Origin of the sequence: Vibrio sp. CAU 1672 (assembly GCF_029223195.1) — a bacterium.
Classification (GTDB): Bacteria; Pseudomonadota; Gammaproteobacteria; order Enterobacterales; family Vibrionaceae; genus Vibrio.
In genome coordinates this window covers 1-19,644 of sequence record NZ_JARHUF010000022.1, presented here as the reverse complement: position 1 = coordinate 19,644, position 19,644 = coordinate 1, and the positions used below count along the sequence as shown (strand labels likewise).

The following is a 19,644-nucleotide window of genomic DNA, read 5'->3' as shown; positions in this document are numbered from 1 at the left end:
CATGGTTGAAATGTTAAAACAAAATATTCGTAAAATTCGTTATTTCACGACGTTGGTTTCGGTAGTACTGACGGTTCTTTCTCTGGTTGCCCTGGGGATACAAGGGCTGAATCTAGGCCTTGATTTCACAGGTGGTATGGTTACAGAAGTTAAAGTGGATAAACAGCTAACCAACCACGATTTGCTAAATGTGCTGCAATCAAAGTTGGATGAATCAGCTTCGGTCACCCGCTCGGGAGAAGATGGCCGTTGGGTAATTCGGTACTCGGCGCCTGAAGATGGCCAAACAAGACCAGGTGTGGCAGATGTTTTAAAATCTATTTCTCATCAAACAGAAGTTGTGAGTAATAGCATTGTTGGCGCGCAAGTGGGTCAGGAGCTGTTTGATCAGGGAGGGCTGGCATTATTGGTATCGGTGCTGATGATTCTTGGATATTTGTGTATTCGTTTTGAGTGGCGCTTAGCAAGCGGCTCTCTGTTTGCGTTGGCGCATGACGTCATCTTGGTTCTGGGCTTTTTTGCTATTACGCAAATGGAGTTCAACCTGACGGTATTTGCTGCGATTTTGGCGATTCTGGGTTACTCACTGAACGACTCGATCATCATCGCTGACCGTATTCGTGAACTACTCGTGGCGAAGCAAAGTTGGAAAACAGAGCAAATCAACGACGAAGCGGTACTGGCGACGTTCTCGCGTACCATGGTGACATCCGGAACAACCTTGATCACTGTAGGTGCGCTATGGATGATGGGCGGCGCTGCACTGGCTGGTTTCGCTACTGCTATGTTTATTGGCGTACTTTCTGGTACATGGTCATCCATTTCTATTGGTACGGTTTTGCCGGAGTGGTTGAAGCTGGAGCCTAAACACTATTTGCCGGTTGAAATTGACACGGCACCTTAGTTTCCCGAACGGACAAGCACCACTGGCTAGAGTGGTGCTTATATTTATGGGGCAGGCATTGGGTGTTATTTTGTACACATCTAACGATGTTGTATCTCCTCAAGGTGAAACTCAATGACCTGCGAACAAGTCATGGTTTCAACCTGAGTTAACCTGGCTGGGCTATAACCTTTGTATTTTATCGACTGAAGAGGCTTAGAGAAATCGTCTTCATTTATTACAAATGATTCCTCTTAATGTTCACCAGAACAGACGTTGACAACCTAAATTCTGGTTTGATAATCCCATATGTTACGTAGTGATGGTTTTGTCTTGTAGAGAAAAGCCTTCATGCTGCTTAATTTATGGCTAGCTTAGCAGCAGCCAAATTCCCACTCCCATCATTAAAGTGCCGGCGACACGGTTCATCATGCGTACATTCTTAGATTGGCTGAGCGCGCGTTTCAATCCTTTACCACCGGTTGCATAGAGTGACATACAAATGAACTCAAACAATAGAATGATAGAAACCAAGACGATCAATTGCGGAGCAAGGTCGTTACTTTGATCAATAAAAGGCGGAAGCAGGGAAATCATAAATGCCCAGCCTTTCGGGTTAGCGATCGCAGTGATAAAGCCCTGCAACACGAGTTCCCAATTACCGGCCGGCAGAGCGGTTTCGTTGTCGGCACTGACCGCCAGTTTCCCTTTCGAGCGCCACATCTCTATACCGAGGTAGAACAAATACCCGCCGCCAAGCAGTTTGAGTGTGGTAAACAACCAAGGATGACTCAACATAATAGCGGCAATCCCTAAAACAGCAGACACAGAAACCAGCGCAACGCCGACTAACTCACCGATCATCATCCACAAAGCACGGCGGTAGCCGATGCTCATACCTAAGGTAAGAGCGAGGGTCATACACATGCCCGGAGTAATCGATACTAAAAAGAAAGTCGGTATAAACATGCCAAGTAGTGTGGTGTTCATTCAGTTTGAAAATTCCGTTAGTGCCTAATGTTAGCGCCTAAGATAGTGCAAATTGTTGGGGGATACCAACTCTATCTGGCCGATGATAAACCTGAAAATTATATTTTTCTGGCATTTAATGGAATGGGAAGGAAAGTTAAACACTAATATCATATTGGTGCACGTTGCACTATGTTTGTTCATTAATATGTTCACATTAATAAAGTGAATGGCGTGGCCAGTATCATTTAATAGAATTGAATAATTACTCTGTTAGTATTAGAACGGCTTAGATAACTATATAGTATTTATCTGTTTGTTAATTAACTCACAACGCTCTCGAATATCTTGCATTTATTTTTCTTTATTATCAATAATTAAGAAAAATCCGCACACTCACAAATAATAAAGATTGTCATTTTTGATTATTTTGTTACTAGCCTGAGATATACGCTAGAAAAGGTCTTTAGCCACGATTGAATGAAATCTTGTTGCAATAATGTGCAACTCATTGAGTTTAAAGGTATTTTTTGGGATAAAATGAAGCATATCATTAAAAATAAGCCTTAAATTTCATTGGCTTACTGCAATTTAACGATCGATTAACATTTCATTGCAAGTGAGAGGTAAATCAATCTTATGCAAATAAATTGTATTTTTATTTGAAATGTAATATTTCTCGTTTAACTTAAAATATAAAGACCTGTTTAGGGTAGGTTGCTGAAGAATATAAAAACACGTCTGTTGGTGAAGTGATTCGCCAGTGTAAAAATCGCTTTTTAATGCTGTTAAGAATGGAGTCTTCAATGAAGAAAGTCGCTTTGATCACTGGATCAAAAGGCGGAATTGGTTCTGCTATTTCCTCTCAATTAGTTAAAGATGAATACCGTGTGATTGCTACTTATAACACAGGCAATTATGAGTGCGCTTTGGAGTGGTTTAATGAAAAAGGCTTTACTCAGGATCAGGTCCGCCTTTTTGAATTAGACGTCACTGACACCAAACAATGTGCGGAGAAATTAGCTCTGCTCTTGGAGGAAGAGGGCACCATTGACGTGGTGGTAAACAACGCTGGCATTACCAGGGACGGTGTGTTTAAGAAAATGACAGCCGAGGCATGGCATGAAGTGATTAATACCAACCTCAACAGCCTGTTTAACGTCACACACCCTTTGTTCGCTGCAATGTGTGAGAAAGGTGGTGGTCGTATCATCAACATCTCTTCTGTCAATGGCCTAAAAGGTCAGTTTGGCCAGGCAAACTATTCAGCGGCTAAAGCCGGAATGATCGGCTTTACTAAGGCGTTGGCATACGAAGGTGCTCGTTCTGGAGTAACGGTTAATGTTATCGCACCGGGCTACACTGGAACTCCAATGGTCGAGCAAATGAAGCCTGAAGTCTTAGAATCCATCACTAACCAAATTCCAATGAAACGTCTGGCGAAACCCGAGGAGATTGCAGCATCAGTCAGCTTCTTGATCAGCGATGCCGGAGCGTATATCACGGGTGAAACGCTTTCGATTAACGGCGGCTTATACATGCATTAAGGATGAGAACCATGGAAAAAGTATTTATTGTCGCAGCCAAGCGTACTCCCATTGGTTCATTTGGTGGGACGTTAAAAAATACCTCAGCAGGTAACCTCGCTGCTATAGCGATAAAAGGGGCTTTGCAATCTGCCTCTCTGTCTGGTGATCAGGTGGATGAAGTCATAGTCGGTAACGTTATCGCTGCGGGCCAGGGTATGGGGGTCGGCCGTCAGGCTGCGATATATGCGGGCATTCCTGAGTCAGTGCCTGCCTACGGCGTGAATATGGTGTGTGGTAGTGGCATGAAAGCCGTGATGGATGCAGTTTCTCATGTTCGCAGTGGTGATGCAGAACTTGTGGTGGCCGCGGGTGTTGAGGTGATGTCGCAAATCCCTTTTATCGTGCCAAGTAACGTGCGTGATGGCCACAAAATGGGCCACATGGAGCTCAAAGATCTTCTGATTGCTGATGGTTTGACAGACGTTTATAACCAATACCACATGGGAATTACAGCGGAAAACGTAGCGAAAGAAGTCGGATTGACTCGTCAACAGCAAGACGAATACGCGCTATCGAGCCAACAAAAAGCAGTGGCGGCCATCGAAGCCGGTAAGTTTAAAGATGAAATCGTACCGGTTGAAGTGAAACAACGCCGTGAAACAGTTGTTTTTGATACCGATGAATACCCGAAAGCAAATGCAACACTAGAAGGCCTGAACAAGCTTCGACCGGCATTTGACCGTGAAGGCACAGTAACTGCTGGTAACGCGTCGGGTATCAACGATGGGGCAAGTGCAATCATTGTTGCTTCAGAAAGTGCGGTTAAAGCGCATGGCCTGAATCCTATCGCAGAAGTAGTGAGTTACGCGCAATCTGGCTTGGATCCGAAAATTATGGGCTTAGGTCCTGTTGAGTCAGTTAACAAAGCGCTGCAAAAAGCAGAGCTTACCACCAGTGATATTGATGTGTATGAGCTGAACGAAGCCTTTGCCGCACAAGCGCTGGGCGTGATTCATAAGTTGGCTGAAACAAACCAAGTGCCAGTGAACTCTATCCAGGATAAAGCAAACTTCAATGGTGGGGCGATTGCTCTGGGTCATCCTCTGGGTGCCTCTGGCAACCGTATTCTGGTTACGCTGGTACACGAACTTCACAAACAAGACGGTCAGTACGGTGTTGCTTCACTATGTGTGGGGGGCGGTATGGGCACGGCTGTGGTTGTAAAAGCAGTTAAATAGTTATTTAAACGGATATTATTAATACTTTCTCTAGGAGATAAACCATGTACACTGATTTCTTTAAAACGTTTACGGATCAAACAGAAAAGAACCTAGAACCGTACTTTAAGTTCAACAAGCTGGTGACCAAAAATGTTGAAGTCTTGACCGAGCTTCAGCTAAACGCTATTCGTACTTACAGCGAAATGGGTTTGACACAAATGAAAGCGGCATCAGACATTAAAGATGTTACGTCGCTAGCTGCATTCAATAGCCAACAGCTGAATGTGCTGACTAAACTGTCTCAGCAGATGATGGACGACAGCAACAAGCTTCAGTCAATAGCCAAAGAGTTCAAAGAAGACGTTGAAAAACTAACTTCGGAAAATCTAAAGACAGTGACTCCTGCGTAATTTGTCTCAATTCCGCCGCCCAGCCCATGTCTGGGCGGCGTTATTTTTCCGAATATAGGAGTAAGAGTATGTTTCAACACTTCTTTTCGGACTATCTTGTGAAGCTTCAGGAAACCAATCAACAGTGGTGGCATGATCTCGAAGTCAACAAGGCAGTCGTGAATTCTCCGTTGAACAAAGCCATGCAAGAAGTGAACTTTGAAGACACTGCCAAGTTGTTCGAAAAGGCTGCCAATCAGCCGGCAGTGATCCTTAAACTTCAGGCTGAATGGTGGGAACAACAACTGCAAATCTGGCAAAATGTAGCCTTGGCAGGAAACCAAAGCCAAATTATCGATGCAGAAAAGGGTGACAAGCGTTTTTCCCATGAAGCGTGGCAAAACGAAGCGATGTACAGCTTCATTAAACAATCTTACCTGCTGTTCAGCAAAACTTATCTGGATACTATCAATGCCATTGAAGGCTTGGATGAGAAAACCAAAGAGCGGATCTCGTTTTTCTCTCGTCAGGCCATCAATGCCCTTTCGCCCTCCAATTTCATTGCAACCAACCCGGAGCTGTTAAAACTGACTCTTGAGCAGAAGGGTGAAAACCTGTTGGCCGGGCTTGAGAAACTGAAAGAAGATGTGGAATCCAGCGCTGATATTCTCAAAGTTCGCATGACCAACAATAATGCGTTCCGGGTGGGCGAAGATGTGGCAACAACAGCCGGTGATGTGGTTTTTCAGAATGAGTTGTTCGAGTTAATCCAATACCGGCCGATGACGGAAAAGGTTAACGCTACGCCACTTCTGATTGTCCCGCCGTTTATCAATAAGTACTATATCCTCGATCTGACAGCCAAAAATTCCATGGTACGCTGGTTGCTGGAACAAGGACACAGTGTGTTCATGATCTCTTGGCGCAACCCGGGTAAAGCTCACTCACAAGTCGAGTTTGGTGACTATGTTACCGAAGGGGTGGTCAAAGCCGTTGCAGCGATAGAAGACATTACTGGTAAAGATCAAATCAATGCGGCGGGCTACTGCATCGGTGGGACGGTACTGGCATGTACTGTGGCTTACTATGCTGCTAAGCGGATGAAAAAGCGCATTAAGTCGGCGTCATTCTTTACTACGTTGCTCGATTTTTCTCAGCCAGGAGAAGTGGGCGCGTATATTAATGACACCATAGTCAGTGCTATCGAAAGCCAGAATAATGCCAAAGGTTTTATGGATGGCCGTTCTTTGAGCGTGACTTTCAGTCTGCTGCGTGAAAACAGCTTGTACTGGAACTACTACGTTGACAATTACCTCAAGGGTAACAGCCCGGTTGATTTTGATCTGTTGTACTGGAACAGTGACAGCACCAATGTCAGTGCGGCATGCCACAACTTCCTGCTTCGAGAACTGTACTTAGAGAACAAACTAGTACAGGACAAGGGAGTTAAAGTTGGCGGTGTATGGATCGATCTTAACAAGATCAAAATCCCAAGCTACTTCGTGTCGACCAAAGAAGACCATATCGCTCTATGGCAAGGCACATACCGTGGGGCACTGAATACCGGCGGAAATAAGACATTTGTTCTGGGTGAATCAGGTCATATTGCTGGTATTGTGAATCATCCGGCAAAAAACAAGTATGGTTATTGGTTAAACGATAATCTGGATGATACGGCCGATGAATGGTTGGGTAACGCTGAATATCAGGATGGATCCTGGTGGTCGCATTGGCATCAGTGGTTGATGCAGTTTAATGCCGATGAGCAGATTGAGCCGTTTAATGTTGGATCAGAGCAAAATCCAGTGGTTGGTCAGGCTCCCGGGCAGTACGTTAAGCAGGTATTGCCGATCGAAGAATCTTAATTGATACCTGACTTGATAGTAAGCGGCGGCCTGAATGGTCGCCTTTTTTAGGGCTGGATAATCATTACGGGTTGAATATAAGTTAGCAATCGCTGCGGTGAAGGTTTTGTTTGTCAGGCTGGGCTGACAGGAGTCTGGTTGAATGTTGTTGCTGCATCATTAATGTAAAAAGCGCCAGGCAGGAGCGTGACGCTTTTGGTCAGGAAATCAGCTAAAAGTGATGATTCAGGAGTGACTTAAACCTGTTTATCTTTACCGAGTGACAGTAACCAGAGCGAGATGGCAGCAACCACCACAAAGCCACCAAGAATAATCACCGGCATCGCACTATAGCCGAGGATGTGCCAAATAATGGATTCTAATGTACTCAAAATTGGTCTCCTTATTGCCAGCCTTCGACGCCGTGCATGTCAGGCAGTTTGTGGGCGATCCCCTTGTGGCAATCCACGCATGTTTTATCACCATTTGCCAGCGCCGTTGAATGTTGTTTTGCACTTCGGGAACCTTGTTCAGAGAAGTCCATGTACTCGAATTCGTGACAATTACGGCATTCCAGAGAGTCGTTCTTCTTCAAACGTGCCCATTCGCGTTCAGCAAGGTGAGCCCGGCGAGCCTGGAACTTCTCTGGTGTATCGATGGTCTTAGTGACGAAATGGGCGAATAGTTCTTTTGATGCCTGCACTTTACGAACGATCTTGTCCGTCCATTCATGAGGAACGTGACAGTCGGAGCAGATAGCGCGCACGCCAGAGCGGTTAGAGTAATGAATCGTTTCCTGAATTTCTGCGACGATAGGTGCGTGACAACCTGAACAGAATTCTTCTGTGTTGGTCGCTTCCATACCTGTGTTAAATGCGCCCCAGAACAGAAGACCACCAGCAAAACCCATGAACAACACTACACCAACGGCAGCTTTACTCGGACTTGTTAGTCGTTTCCAAAACGCTTTGAATAATTTCATAGATAGCCTCTTTTTCTTACGCGTCACTTATTTCAGTGCGTCTACGCTCTTGAATTCATTTGCTACAAGTGGCTTTGCGTTTGCTTGAGGAACGTGACACTGAAGACAGAAATAACGACGAGGTGACATATCTGCGAGTACTGCGTCATCACGATTCACAAAGTGGGTCACACTGATTTTTGTTGCGCCCATTTCTTTAGCGTTTTTCCAGCTATGGCAAGACAGACATTTATTGGCATTTAACGAAACTTCATATCCACGGATGTTATGTGGAATTAGTGGTGGTTGATACACGAAACTGCTATCAAGCACTTGTTCACGCGGGTACTTTTTAAAGTCATCAGCCGGACGGGTTGCTTCCAGCTCGCTTGCACCACGCAGTGACTCCAGGCCACCAATTCCGCCTGGATTGTCCAGCTCAGCAATCGCAGTACCGCTGATAAGAGCACCCACAGATAACAGTGCGATTAATAGTTTTTTCATTATTAACTCTCCGCCTCATGGCAAAAATCTTGGTACTGACTGCCCGCGCTGTGGCAGTCAGGGTACTCGTAATTAAGCAATCTTAGTGATCTTAACCGGACACTTTTTAAAGTCTGTCTGTTTCGACAGTGGATCGGTTGCGTCCAGGATTAACTTGTTGATCAGAATGCGAGCGTCAAAGAACGGCACGAATACCAATCCTTTTGGCGGGCGGTTGCGACCACGAGTCTCCACACGGACGCGGACTTCACCACGCTTGTTGGCGATCAGCACTTCTTCACCCCGACGAACACCACGGGCTTTGGCATCCTCTGGGTGCATATAACACACAGCGTCAGGTACAGCTTTATACAGTTCAGGAACACGACGGGTCATGGTGCCGGTATGCCAGTGTTCCAGCACGCGACCGGTACAGAGCCACATATCGAACTCGTCATCAGGCGACTCTGGTGGTGCTTCGTAAGGCGCAGAGATGATCAGTGCTTTACCATCTGGCTTCCCATAGAAGTCCCAACCTGAACCGGCTTTTGCGTAAGGATCGGAGCCTTCTTTGAAACGCCAAAGCGTTTCTTTGCCATTCACCACTGGCCAACGCAGACCGCGCACTTGATGATAGACATCGTAAGGTGCGAGATCGTGACCATGGCCGCGGCCAAACTGAGCGTATTCTTCAAAAATACCTTTCTGTACGTAGTAGCCGAAGTGGTGAGCATCGTCGTTGAGTTGCTGTGCTTCTTCAATCGGGTACTTGTTGACCACGCCATTGGCGAACAGCATCTCGTACATGGTTTTACCGCGGTATTGTGGTGCCGCCGCAAGTTGTTCCTCGGTCCAGACCTCTTCCATCTTGAAGCGCTTAGAAAACTCCATTACCTGCCAAAGGTCAGATTTGGCTTCACCCACAGTTTTAACCTGCTGATACCAGGCCTGGGTGCGGCGTTCGGCGTTGCCGTAAGCGCCTTCTTTCTCTATCCACATGGCTGTTGGCAGAACAAGGTCAGCGGCCTGAGCTGTTGCGGTCGGGTATGGGTCAGAGCAGACGATGAAGTTTTCCGGGTTGCGGTAGCCTGGCAGGCGCTCTCCGTTGATGTTCGGGCCTGCTTGCAGGTTGTTGTTACACATTACCCAGTAGGCATTCAGCTTGCCGTCTTTTAGCATCCGATCCTGAAGCACAGCGTGATAACCTGGCTTTGGCGGAATGACGCCATCAGGAATATTCCAGATACCTTCGGCAATCTTACGGTGTTTAGGGTTAGCAACCACCATGTCGGCAGGCAGGCGGTGAGCAAAGGTGCCAACTTCGCGAGCCGTACCACACGCCGATGGCTGGCCGGTGAGGGAGAACGGGCTGTTGCCCGGGGTGGCGATCTTACCGGTGAGCAGGTGGATATTGTAGATCAGGCTGTTCATCCACACACCACGAGTGTGTTGGTTCATCCCCATCGTCCATAGCGACATCACTTTGGTGTTTGGATCGGCGTATTGCTTTGCCAGCTCAATCAGTTTTTGCTCAGAAATACCCGAAATTTCTGACGCTTTTTCAGCGGTATAGGGGGCGACAGACTGTTTGTACTCTTCGAAAGAGATGGCGGTCATTTTGCCGGAATTTGGGTTCTTGGCCGCTTGTTGCCGCGGGTCACTGTCACGCAGGCCATAACCAATGTCGGTTGCCGTTTGTTTGAAGTTGGTGTGCTTGTTGACAAAATCCCAGTTCACCGCATCGTTTTCAATGATGTAGTTGGCAATAAAGTTAGCAATCGCCAGATCAGATTGAGGATGAAAAATGTAGCCGTGATCTGCTAACTCGAATGAACGATGGTAATAAGTAGACAGTACATTAACTTTTACATGAGGCTGACTAAGGCGTCGGTCAGTAATACGGGTCCATAGCACTGGGTGCATTTCGGCCATATTTGATCCCCAAAGTACGAAAACGTCGGCGTGCTCGAAGTCATCGTAACAGCCCATCGGTTCATCAATACCAAATGTGCGCATAAACGCCCCAACGGCCGATGCCATACAGTGGCGTGCATTAGGGTCAATGTTGTTAGAACGAAAGCCGGCTTTCATCATCTTAGCTGCGGCGTAGCCTTCCATTACCGTCCATTGCCCAGAACCGAATATACCAACGCCCGAGGGGCCTTGCTTTTTCAGTGCCTGCTTCCACTTTTCAGCCATGGTGTCGAACGCCACATCCCAGGACACGAGAGTGAAATCACCGTCTTTGTGGTATTTGCCATTTTTCATGCGCAGTAGTGGCTGGGTTAAGCGATCCTGGCCGTACATAATCTTAGACAGGAAGTAACCCTTGATGCAGTTCAGCCCTTTATTTACCGGCGCTTCAGGATCACCCTGCGTGGCGACTACTTTGCCATTTTGAGTACCGACAAGAACAGAACAGCCAGTCCCACAGAAACGACAAGGCGCTTTATCCCATGTAATTTTGGTTTGATCAGAGCTTGCAATCAGGTTGGTTGCAGAAGCTGGTAGTGTCACACCTGCGACAGCAGCAGCTGATGCAGCCGCGTTTGCTTTCACAAACGCACGTCTTGTCATTTTCATACATCACCCTCAAGTTGGGATTGTTGTGTTGCGGTGTCTTGCTCGTCAGTTAAGCTAGGCTCGGTTTCAATTTGGTGATACACCAAAACCGTACTTAAGACGTTTGGTAAATTGTTAATCGCGTCAATGGTGTCGGTAATGAAACCTTGGTTTTCGGTTTCCAATACCACCACGATTTTGCCTTCAGGGCTGTCACCGTAGACTTCCGCGTTCTCAAATGCGCAAATCTGGCGTTTAATTTCAGCCAGGTGCTCGGGCAGCACGTGGACCACTAAGCTTGAAATGTGCACCTCGTTTAGTGCCATACCTTTCTCTCGCTCGTTATTGCCTATTCGGCTGTTATGTTGCTCACGCTGATGGATGACGCGGGGCAAACTGAAACGCAGGCACCGCAGCCATTACATTCATTAAGGGTTATACTGGGTTGTGCGACGGTACCTATCTCTGGTCGGAATTTAATCGCCATGGTTGCGCACATTTCTCCACAGCTGCGGCACTCGACATTTTGCTTGGCTAAACAGCTATCGGCGATCACCGCTTTTGCTTGCCAAGGTGTCTCTGCCTTGGGCAAAAACAGTGATTCAGGGCACGCATCGGCGCATTGATAACAAAAGGTACATTCACCGCGCGAAAAATCGATTTCGGGAAAGCGGCCATCACCTATAGTGATGATTTGTGTTTCGCAGGCTTCAATACACTGACCGCAACGAGTGCACATATCAGTAAAATCAGCGCGATTGGCTAACCATGGTAAGCGCGCAGAACGGTCAGGAACTGTGTTTCTGGCGAAGAGTCTTCGTTTGGACAGATCAATCACTGCGACACCTAATCATTGAAGGCTTTCCTAAAAATTACCGACAATGCTGTTATTCATAATTTGATATTTAAGTTCATAATAATTGTAGTTTTTGACACATTTGCTTAAATACCTCGAAGGGGGTAATTGGGATGCTATATTGTTTTAGATCAATAAAATCCAGTGAGAGTGATCACATATTGATGTCGCTAACCAAAAAATGAGGGTCAGCGGTGTTAAACGTCGTTATTAAGTCACAGATGAGGAATTGAGATTGCTTAAAACGGTAAAAAAGTCGGTTGTGCGTACGATTGCTTTAGCTATGTTTTTGATTTTAATGCTATCTGTGGCAACAACCGGCTTCGCTATTTTCACACTGGCGTCGAGCCTGAACGATGCTGAAGCCGTGAATATTTCCGGCTCAATGCGAATGCAAAGCTACCGCCTTGCTTATGACATTCAGGCCAAATCTGAAGACTATGCCACGCACATCGATATGTTTGAGCAGTCGATTTACTCGCCTTCAATGAAAGCGCTCCAGCACTGGAGTGTTCCAGCGGATATTACTCAGGATTATTATCTTCTTATCCAACGCTGGCATGAACTGAAATCCGTGTTAAGAAGCGAGGAACGCTTACGTTACCTGACGCTGGTGGCCAGTTTTGTCGCACAAATCGATGATTTTGTGCTTAAGCTGCAAAACCACTCTGAGCAAAAACTGATTAATCTGGCTTGGGTTGGCGGGCTTGGCTTGGGCGGCATTTTGTCGGTCAGCCTGTTTGTGGTGTATTTCATCCGTCTTGAAGTCGTGCGCCCGTTACGTGCTCTGGTGTTGGCCAGTGAACAAATACAAAGCCGCTCGTTTGAAATCTCGCTGGACGCATCAAAAGACAATGAAATGGGGTTATTGGCCCATACGTTTAACCGAATGGCGAGCGAGCTGGGCAAACTGTACCGTGGCCTGGAGCAGGCTGTGGATGAAAAAACCCGTAAACTGCAGCACGCCAATCAATCATTGCAGGTTCTGTATCATTCTTCACAGGAGCTGACGGCTTCACGCATTAGTTCGGAAAACTTTCAGGCGATTCTCCAGCATATTATCAGTATTGAGGGGATTCGCGCCGTGAAACTTGAGATAGATCAGCAAGGCGAGCCCAGCCAGATTTTGATGGAGGGAGAGGAGTGCCACGCGTGCGATCACGAATGTCACTCTAAACCGCTGACACTTGATGGAGAGCATCTCGGCTATCTTCACTGGAAAGTGGGCCTGCCTTGTCCGGATGAGGCTTTGATAGATAACTTTGTGCAAATCTTGTCTCGCGCGGTGTATTACAACCAGGCACAACGCCAGGCTGAGCAGCTGTTGCTGATGGAAGAGCGTGCGACGATCGCCCGCGAGCTGCACGATTCATTGGCACAAGCATTGTCTTATCTGAAAATCCAAGTGTCGCTATTAAAACGCAGTGTTAAGCAAATACCGGACGACCAGGCGATTGAGCAAACCAGTCAGGCGATTGCAGAGCTGGATACCGGGCTTTCGGCCGCGTACACTCAGTTGCGCGAGTTATTAACCACCTTTCGCTTAACGATTAAAGAGGGCAGTTTTGGTCAGGCGCTGAGTGAGATGCTTAATACATTAAATGAGCAGACGCCTGCGACGATTTCTTTAAGAAATCAGCTTTCCTCGACAGAATTGGATGCCCATCGGCAAGTACACTTGCTACAGTTAATCCGTGAAGCTACGATCAATGCCATCAAACATTCTCACGCCAAACATATTGATGTTCAGTGCCTGGAATCCGACGGCAAAGTGTGCGTAACGGTCAGTGATGACGGGATCGGATTTGAACAACAAAATGAAAAAGTAAACCATTACGGGATAAGCATTATGCAAGAGCGAGCAGCTCGCCTGAACGGAGAACTGCATGTTGAGGCTCTGCCACAACGAGGGTGTACCGTAAGGTTAGAGTTCAGGCAAACGAAGGATATAAACAGTGACAGTGTGTAAAGTGATGTTGGTGGACGATCATCCACTAATGCGACGTGGTATCAAGCAGCTTTTAAGTTTTGAACCTGAATTTGAAGTGGTTGACGAAGCGAGTAACGGTACCGATGCGGTGGCTAAAGCTCATGAAGCGGAACTTGACCTTGTCCTGCTCGACCTGAACATGAAAGGCATGTCTGGTTTAGATACGCTGAAAGCCCTGCGGGCGGATGGTTGTGCAGCCTGCATTGTTATATTGACAGTGTCGGATAGCCCGGCAGATATTGAAGCGATGGTCAGAGCCGGTGCGGATGGTTATTTACTCAAAGATACTGAGCCGGATGAGCTGGTGGAGCTGCTCAAAAAAGCCTATCAGGGTGATAAAGCCTATAGCCAGGCGGTCGCGGCGTATTTGAGTGAACGCTCCGGCTGTGAAGATGTCTTCTCTTTACTGACGGATCGCGAGACTCAAATTTTACAGGAAGTCGCACGGGGTTTTAGAAACAAACAGATTGCAGACCGGCTGTTTATCTCTGAATCGACGGTTAAAGTGCACATGAAAAGCCTGCTTAAGAAGCTAAAAGTACCGTCACGTACGGCTGCCACTGTACTGTATTTAGAACGCTTTGGGGACATCAAGTAGCGAGCGTGGCTTGGTTGAATCGTTTAAACCCGTGTGTCAATACACGGGTTTTTTGATCATATCGGTACCAAGATCACTGATCTTATCTTCTTATTGATAAATGTGGTTAAATATAACGCTTTTGAATGCGACAAGGTTCACTCAGTCGCGTATATCTCGTATGCTAAAGCATATACTGATGTTATTGCTCGTCAGTTATCTGCAACACGCACGATAGCCGTTCTGCATCATTGAACGGTGCCAATTATTAAAGGTGGTCGAATGTCTTATCCTGTACTCATCTGTGATGACTCAGCCTTAGCGCGAAAGCAGATGGCGAGATCACTGCCTGCGACGCTAAATGCCGATATTACCTTTGCGATTCACGGTAAAAATGCGCTCGAAGAGTTAGCGCAAAAAGAATTCAAGTTAATGTTTCTCGACCTTACTATGCCGGAAATGGATGGCTTTGAAACATTAGAGGAAATGCGCCGCCAGGGGATAAATGTTCCCGTTGTGGTGGTGTCGGGAGATATCCAGCCTAAAGCTAAAGAACGGGTATTATCGCTGGGGGCGAAAGCTTTTATCCAGAAGCCGATTGCCAAACAAGATTTGAAGCTTGCTTTGAATGCGTTGGTTGAACCTCGGGAAAAACCTCAGTTTGTGACGCCAACAACGGTTGAGCTGCCAGTTTTACGCCGCCGAGATATATACCTGGAGGTATCTAACCTTGCGATAGGCCGCGCAGCCGACGCATTGGCCCGCCATTTTGATGTTTTTGTTCATTTGCCTTTGCCTAATGTCAATATTTTCGAGGTGAGTGAGTTACACATGGCATTGCGTGACCTGGCTTCTCACGACAACGTGTCGGGTGTGTGCCAGGGATTCAGTGGAGAAGGCATTGCGGGCGAAGCCCTGGTTATTCTGAGTGACTCCAGCGTTTCTGATTTGAAGAAGCTGATGAACGTCCCTGCCGAAAGCGACGAGCTGGAAGAGCTGGAAATGCTGATGGACATTTCCAATATTTTGGTCGGTTCGTTCTTAAACGGGCTGGGTGAGCAGGCCGAGGTGCGCTTTTTCCAAAGCCAACCCGTGTTGCTGGGCCAGCATATTTCTATTGATTCGATCATCGAATCCACCACTGGCGCTTTCCAGAAAACCATGACTTTCGAGGTGAGTTATAACATTGACGGGACATCCATTCGCTGCGACTTACTGTTTATGTTTGTGGATGAGTCTCTGCCGTTACTGGACGAGAAACTTTCCTATCTGATGGAGGAATTCTAATGTTGCATTTACCTGCTGAGTTTGAGCAGTTCCATTGGATGGTCGATATGGTACAGAATGTGGATCTGGGGCTGGTGGTATTAGACAAAGACTACACGGTTCAGGTCTGGAACGGCTTTATGACCCACCACAGTGGTTTGCATTCAAAGGATGTGATTGGCCGGTCTATTTTTGATATTTTCCCGGAAATTCCGCAAGAGTGGTTTGTGCTAAAAACCAAGCCGGTATATAACCTGGGGTGCCGCAGTTTTATCACCTGGCGTCAGCGGCCATATTTGTTCCGTTGCCGTAACGTCAGGCCCGTGACCCAACAAGCGGAGTTCATGTATCAGAACGTTACCCTCAACCCGATGCGCTCGCCAACCGGTGAAGTTAAGTCGCTGTTCTTGTCAATACAGGATGCGACCGCCGAAGCCTTAATGGCACAGCAGAAATAAACCTTTAAAAGCCAAGGAGAACCTTGGCTTTTTTGTATACCCTTTATGTAGAGACCTGATGATAGGGTGGAGCACCGATATGGATTTCAGTCTGGCATTAAAACTATACACTGCTGAGCAAGTGAAAACCGGTGAGGTTACGGCGGCGCAGATGGCAGGCGTACCTATGTACAGTCTGATGCAACGGGCCGGTATGGCGGTTTATGAACGTTTCCAACGAATCTACCCCCGAGCCAAACATGTACTGGTGGTCTGTGGTAAGGGCAATAACGGTGGTGATGGTTACGTGTTTGCAACGCTGGCAATGCAAGCGCAGCTCAAAGTAAATGTTTACCAGTTGGGCGATCCGGTGTCGTTGCAGGGTGATGCCAGGCAAGCTTATCTGGATTGGCGTGCTCAGGGCGGTGAGCTCAGAGATTGGGGTGAGTGGCGAAATGATTTGTTTGAAGCCGATGTCGTGATTGATGCGATGCTGGGGACCGGATTAACCGGAGAGGTCAGGGATGAGTTCCGCCGCCGTATCGAGCAGATCAATGATAATTACAGCCCGGTGATTGCCATTGATATTCCCTCTGGTTTGTCTGCTGATACCGGCGCTGCACTGGGCTGCGCGATTAAAGCGGCCCACACGGTCACCTTTATTGGTGTGAAACAAGGCTTGTGCACCGGGAGTGGCAGAAATCATGTCGGAGAGCTGCATTTTTGCGGATTAGGGGTCGACAAAGAGTTTGAATCACTCAGCCAGGAAAGCGCACTCGGGATCGACCATAAAATTATTCCACGCCTGTGGCCAAAAACCGAAGCATGTGCCCACAAAGGTGACCATGGCCGGTTGGTGTGTGTCGGAGGTAACCAAGGTATGGCCGGGGCAATCCGGCTGTGTTCAACCGCGGCAGCAAGAGCGGGCGCCGGGCTGGTGGCGGCCATTACCCATCCTGACTCCGTATTACCACTGCAGACCGGCTGCCCTGAGGTAATGAGCGCCGCGGTTTCAGCGCAATCGCTCAGTGAGCGGGATAATGCTTTGGCACGCCGAATTCAGTGGGCTGATATATTGGTCTATGGCCCGGGCTTTGGCGTGGATGAATGGGCTTATTGTGCTTATCAGCAACTCTCGGGGGAAGCGAAGGTGAAAGTGGTCGATGCTGACGGGCTTAATATGTTGGCCGCGCAGCACAAGCCGGCGCCGGATCAACAGCGGATCATTACGCCACATCCGGGAGAAGCGGCGCGTTTATTAGGTGTTTCTGTTGCCGAGATCGAGCAGGATCGCTTTGCTGCGGCCCGTCGCCTGCAGCAGGAATATGGTGGGGTGGTGGTGCTGAAAGGGGCGGGTACACTGATCTATGACGGCCAGCGAATGTACGTTTGCCTTGCGGGCAATCCCGGCATGGCGAGCGGAGGCATGGGGGATGTGCTTTCAGGCGTTTTGGGAGCGATGCTAGCCCGAGGCTTATCTTTAGCGATTGCTGCTCGCTTGGCGGTAGTGATCCACAGTCATGCTGCTGATCTTAATGTGACCAAATTCGGAACTGTCGGGTTGCTGGCCAGTGATGTCATTGATGAGTTAAGAACCGCTATCAACCAGCGCGTCAAATGAATCGGATGACGACGGTCAACCACAAGAGCGGTTTATCTGTGAAAAGGAAATTTGCAGTTGATGTGGTTCAATTTACCGGGCGAAGAAGATTGCTGTCTCGGTAATAATGCATCCAAACAGCGGGTAAACCGGTGGTGAATGGCGTTCGTAACGCAAAGGGTTGCGCAAGCGTTTGGTTAGGTTTGTGTTTTAACTCTATGAATTAAAAGAATTTAGTTCTAATAAGGGCTGCTGAAGGGGGATTTTGATATGCAATGTATCGAAATGATACCACAAAAAAAATTGCAATATCAGACTTGTACGAATTAAATCACAGCCTATAATGCTGAAAACCGGAGCGTCTGCCAACGCTCCGGTTTTTTTGTGTCCGAAGAACAGTGAACTCGTCTGCCAACGCGTTCACTACGCACTCTGAGATGACACATATATTTATGAATCAAGGAATTACATAATGCGTATCGAACAAGAACTTAAGTTAGGTTTCAAAGATGTCCTGTTTCGCCCGAAACGTTCTACCCTAAAAAGCCGTTCTCAAGTAAATTTAACCCGCGAGTTTACCTTCAAGCATAGTGGTCGTCAATGGTCTGGCGTACCTGTCATTGCCGCGAACATGGATTCTGTCGGTAGTTTTGAAATGGCATTCGCTCTTGCCCAGCATGGTGTGATGACGGCGATCCACAAACACTACACGGTTGAGCAGTGGAAAGAGTTTGTTAACCGTGCAGATAAAGAAACCCTGAACAAGGTCTTTGTTTCTACCGGTACATCGGACGCCGATTTTGAAAAAACACAGCAAATTATGGCGTTGAGTGACGACTTGGAGTTCATCTGTATTGATATTGCCAACGGTTATTCTGAGCATCTGGTTGAGTATGTTGAGCGCGTGCGCAAAGCCTTTCCGACCAAAACCATTTCTGCCGGTAACGTCGTGACAGGTGATATGTGTGAAGAGCTGATTCTTGCTGGTGCGGATATCGTTAAAGTGGGGATTGGCCCGGGCTCAGTATGCACAACTCGGGTAAAAACCGGTGTGGGTTACCCGCAACTCTCTGCGATCATTGAATGTGGTGATGCCGCGCATGGTCTGGGTGGTATGATCATTGGTGACGGCGGCTGTGCCTGCGCGGGGGACGTGTCGAAAGCCTTCGGCGGCGGTGCTGATTTTGTGATGCTGGGTGGTATGCTGGCCGGCCATGAACAGTCTGGTGGAGAAATCATCGAGAAAGACGGTGAGATGTTCATGAAATTCTACGGCATGTCTTCTCAGTCGGCGATGAAGAAGCACTCTGGCGGAGTGGCGAAGTACCGCGCAGCAGAAGGAAAAACCGTATTGTTACCGTTCCGTGGTGACGTCAATGACACCATCTCCGATATCCTTGGCGGGGTGCGCTCAACCTGTACCTATGTAGGCGCGGCCAAGCTTAAGGAGCTGACAAAGCGTGCGACTTTTATCCGCGTTCAGGAACAAGAGAACAACGTGTTCGGTAAAGAGTGAATCGACCAAATTTCCTAAAAATCTGTTGAAACAACCATAAATTGATATTGCCTCTTCATGGTCTAAGCTTCTGTAAGTTTACGACATATTTATGAAGAGGCAATTTTTATGTCTTCTCTACCAACCCTCTCCAATGCCACACTCATTGCCCTTGAGCGTGCCTTCCAAACTCCCGCTCGTAATTTAACTAAGTCTCGTGGAAAGAACATCCACCGGTTTGCTAGTTCAAAAATGGGAAAAAGAGTTACAGTAGAATTGGACAGTTACGAACAACTAAAACAAAAAAGTGCTCAAAATTGAAAGTTATCCATACTCTCAATCTTAAACCATATTTTATGGAATAACGCAGTAAGAGACTCATTAAAAGGCACACCAAATAGTGAAGCTGAATACTCCTTATTCAAATGGAAAAGTTCTTGATTTTAAGTGGCTGGAGAATCAGGGCAAGATTACGAAGCCCCTTGCCCCGCAAGGACTTGAGAAAGGTACGCATTACTGCGATTCGCTTTCTTTTGCTTTCTCTTGATCCCTGCTTTAAAACTTTTCTCCGCCGTAAGCAAAT

19 protein-coding genes are annotated in these 19,644 nt (G+C 47.3%); 12 read left to right on the top strand and 7 right to left on the bottom strand.

All coding sequences use genetic code 11. The features are described 5' to 3' along the window. The first annotated feature begins 1 nt into the window (after window position 1). Window positions 2-904 carry a protein translocase subunit SecF gene (gene secF, locus P2G85_RS16790; RefSeq protein ID WP_275865219.1) on the top strand — a complete coding sequence of 301 codons (903 nt, stop codon included), beginning with the start codon at window positions 2-4 and terminating at the stop codon, window positions 902-904. A gap of 348 nt (window positions 905-1,252) precedes the next feature. Here the strand turns inward: secF and P2G85_RS16785 are convergent, their stop codons facing one another. Continuing rightward, a complete protein-coding gene (locus P2G85_RS16785) occupies window positions 1,253-1,873 on the bottom strand; it encodes a LysE family translocator (RefSeq protein ID WP_275865218.1) in 621 nt (206 codons plus the stop codon). Window positions 1,874-2,658: 785 nt separating this feature from the next. On the opposite strand from P2G85_RS16785, the gene P2G85_RS16780 reads away from it, so the two are divergent. The 4 genes from P2G85_RS16780 to phaC all read left to right on the top strand — a co-directional run bounded on the left by P2G85_RS16780 (window position 2,659) and on the right by phaC (window position 6,855). Beyond that, entirely contained in the window at window positions 2,659-3,399 is a 741-nt protein-coding gene (locus P2G85_RS16780) for an SDR family oxidoreductase (protein WP_275865217.1), read from the top strand. Window positions 3,400-3,410: 11 nt separating this feature from the next. Further along, window positions 3,411-4,619: an acetyl-CoA C-acetyltransferase gene (locus P2G85_RS16775; RefSeq protein ID WP_275865216.1), complete on the top strand. Its 1,209-nt coding sequence runs from the start codon at window positions 3,411-3,413 to the stop codon at window positions 4,617-4,619. Between the two features lie 44 nt (window positions 4,620-4,663). After that, window positions 4,664-5,011, top strand: a complete 348-nt coding sequence (locus P2G85_RS16770) for a phasin family protein (protein WP_275865215.1) — start codon at window positions 4,664-4,666, stop codon at window positions 5,009-5,011. Between the two features lie 68 nt (window positions 5,012-5,079). Continuing rightward, window positions 5,080-6,855 (top strand): class I poly(R)-hydroxyalkanoic acid synthase, encoded by a 1,776-nt coding sequence (gene phaC, locus P2G85_RS16765; protein ID WP_275865214.1) that lies wholly within the window; start codon window positions 5,080-5,082, stop codon window positions 6,853-6,855. A gap of 236 nt (window positions 6,856-7,091) precedes the next feature. On the opposite strand, the gene P2G85_RS16760 is transcribed toward phaC, so the two are convergent. The 6 genes from P2G85_RS16760 to napF all read right to left on the bottom strand — a co-directional run bounded on the left by P2G85_RS16760 (window position 7,092) and on the right by napF (window position 11,678). Beyond that, on the bottom strand, window positions 7,092-7,226 hold the full coding sequence (locus tag P2G85_RS16760) for a TIGR02808 family protein (protein WP_275865213.1): 135 nt from the start codon (window positions 7,224-7,226) through the stop codon (window positions 7,092-7,094). A gap of 11 nt (window positions 7,227-7,237) precedes the next feature. After that, window positions 7,238-7,816, bottom strand: a complete 579-nt coding sequence (locus tag P2G85_RS16755; protein WP_275865212.1) for a NapC/NirT family cytochrome c — start codon at window positions 7,814-7,816, stop codon at window positions 7,238-7,240. Window positions 7,817-7,843: 27 nt separating this feature from the next. Then, complete coding sequence (locus tag P2G85_RS16750) at window positions 7,844-8,299, bottom strand: nitrate reductase cytochrome c-type subunit (protein ID WP_275865211.1); 456 nt, start codon at window positions 8,297-8,299, stop codon at window positions 7,844-7,846. A 72-nt stretch (window positions 8,300-8,371) separates the two neighbouring features. Then, entirely contained in the window at window positions 8,372-10,861 is a 2,490-nt protein-coding gene (gene napA / locus P2G85_RS16745) for a periplasmic nitrate reductase subunit alpha (RefSeq protein WP_275865210.1), read from the bottom strand. After that, window positions 10,858-11,166 (bottom strand): chaperone NapD, encoded by a 309-nt coding sequence (locus P2G85_RS16740; protein WP_275865209.1) that lies wholly within the window; start codon window positions 11,164-11,166, stop codon window positions 10,858-10,860. Before P2G85_RS16740 ends, napA begins: the two co-directional genes overlap by 4 nt. A gap of 23 nt (window positions 11,167-11,189) precedes the next feature. Further along, window positions 11,190-11,678, bottom strand: a complete 489-nt coding sequence (napF, locus tag P2G85_RS16735; RefSeq protein WP_275865208.1) for a ferredoxin-type protein NapF — start codon at window positions 11,676-11,678, stop codon at window positions 11,190-11,192. A 253-nt stretch (window positions 11,679-11,931) separates the two neighbouring features. On the opposite strand from napF, the gene narQ reads away from it, so the two are divergent. The 7 genes from narQ (at window position 11,932) to P2G85_RS16700 (ending at window position 19,382) form a co-directional block, all read left to right on the top strand. Then, entirely contained in the window at window positions 11,932-13,665 is a 1,734-nt protein-coding gene (gene narQ, locus P2G85_RS16730; RefSeq protein ID WP_275865207.1) for a nitrate/nitrite two-component system sensor histidine kinase NarQ, read from the top strand. Beyond that, a complete protein-coding gene (locus P2G85_RS16725; RefSeq protein ID WP_275865206.1) occupies window positions 13,652-14,284 on the top strand; it encodes a response regulator in 633 nt (210 codons plus the stop codon). The genes narQ and P2G85_RS16725 overlap by 14 nt, the downstream gene beginning before the upstream one ends. A 261-nt stretch (window positions 14,285-14,545) precedes the next feature. After that, a complete protein-coding gene (locus P2G85_RS16720; protein WP_275865205.1) occupies window positions 14,546-15,550 on the top strand; it encodes a response regulator in 1,005 nt (334 codons plus the stop codon). Then, window positions 15,550-15,987, top strand: coding sequence for a PAS domain-containing protein (locus tag P2G85_RS16715; protein ID WP_275865204.1), 438 nt, complete (start codon window positions 15,550-15,552; stop codon window positions 15,985-15,987). Before P2G85_RS16720 ends, P2G85_RS16715 begins: the two co-directional genes overlap by 1 nt. A gap of 79 nt (window positions 15,988-16,066) precedes the next feature. Next, on the top strand, window positions 16,067-17,587 hold the full coding sequence (locus P2G85_RS16710) for an NAD(P)H-hydrate dehydratase (protein ID WP_275865203.1): 1,521 nt from the start codon (window positions 16,067-16,069) through the stop codon (window positions 17,585-17,587). 451 nt (window positions 17,588-18,038) lie between these two features. Next, window positions 18,039-19,082 carry a GMP reductase gene (locus P2G85_RS16705; protein ID WP_275865202.1) on the top strand — a complete coding sequence of 348 codons (1,044 nt, stop codon included), beginning with the start codon at window positions 18,039-18,041 and terminating at the stop codon, window positions 19,080-19,082. A gap of 108 nt (window positions 19,083-19,190) precedes the next feature. Continuing rightward, window positions 19,191-19,382, top strand: a complete 192-nt coding sequence (locus P2G85_RS16700; protein WP_275865201.1) for a hypothetical protein — start codon at window positions 19,191-19,193, stop codon at window positions 19,380-19,382. Window positions 19,383-19,644 lie beyond the last annotated feature (262 nt).

Coding starts and splice junctions, on each gene's coding strand:
- P2G85_RS16755 (WP_275865212.1), bottom strand. CDS start 7,816: ATGAAATTATTCAAAGCGTTTTGGAAACGACTAACAAGTCCGAGTAAA.
- P2G85_RS16710 (WP_275865203.1), top strand. CDS start 16,067: ATGGATTTCAGTCTGGCATTAAAACTATACACTGCTGAGCAAGTGAAA.
- secF (WP_275865219.1), top strand. CDS start 2: ATGGTTGAAATGTTAAAACAAAATATTCGTAAAATTCGTTATTTCACG.
- P2G85_RS16705 (WP_275865202.1), top strand. CDS start 18,039: ATGCGTATCGAACAAGAACTTAAGTTAGGTTTCAAAGATGTCCTGTTT.
- P2G85_RS16720 (WP_275865205.1), top strand. CDS start 14,546: ATGTCTTATCCTGTACTCATCTGTGATGACTCAGCCTTAGCGCGAAAG.
- P2G85_RS16775 (WP_275865216.1), top strand. CDS start 3,411: ATGGAAAAAGTATTTATTGTCGCAGCCAAGCGTACTCCCATTGGTTCA.
- P2G85_RS16770 (WP_275865215.1), top strand. CDS start 4,664: ATGTACACTGATTTCTTTAAAACGTTTACGGATCAAACAGAAAAGAAC.
- P2G85_RS16780 (WP_275865217.1), top strand. CDS start 2,659: ATGAAGAAAGTCGCTTTGATCACTGGATCAAAAGGCGGAATTGGTTCT.
- phaC (WP_275865214.1), top strand. CDS start 5,080: ATGTTTCAACACTTCTTTTCGGACTATCTTGTGAAGCTTCAGGAAACC.
- P2G85_RS16700 (WP_275865201.1), top strand. CDS start 19,191: ATGTCTTCTCTACCAACCCTCTCCAATGCCACACTCATTGCCCTTGAG.
- P2G85_RS16740 (WP_275865209.1), bottom strand. CDS start 11,166: ATGGCACTAAACGAGGTGCACATTTCAAGCTTAGTGGTCCACGTGCTG.
- P2G85_RS16785 (WP_275865218.1), bottom strand. CDS start 1,873: ATGAACACCACACTACTTGGCATGTTTATACCGACTTTCTTTTTAGTA.
- P2G85_RS16715 (WP_275865204.1), top strand. CDS start 15,550: ATGTTGCATTTACCTGCTGAGTTTGAGCAGTTCCATTGGATGGTCGAT.
- napA (WP_275865210.1), bottom strand. CDS start 10,861: ATGAAAATGACAAGACGTGCGTTTGTGAAAGCAAACGCGGCTGCATCA.
- P2G85_RS16750 (WP_275865211.1), bottom strand. CDS start 8,299: ATGAAAAAACTATTAATCGCACTGTTATCTGTGGGTGCTCTTATCAGC.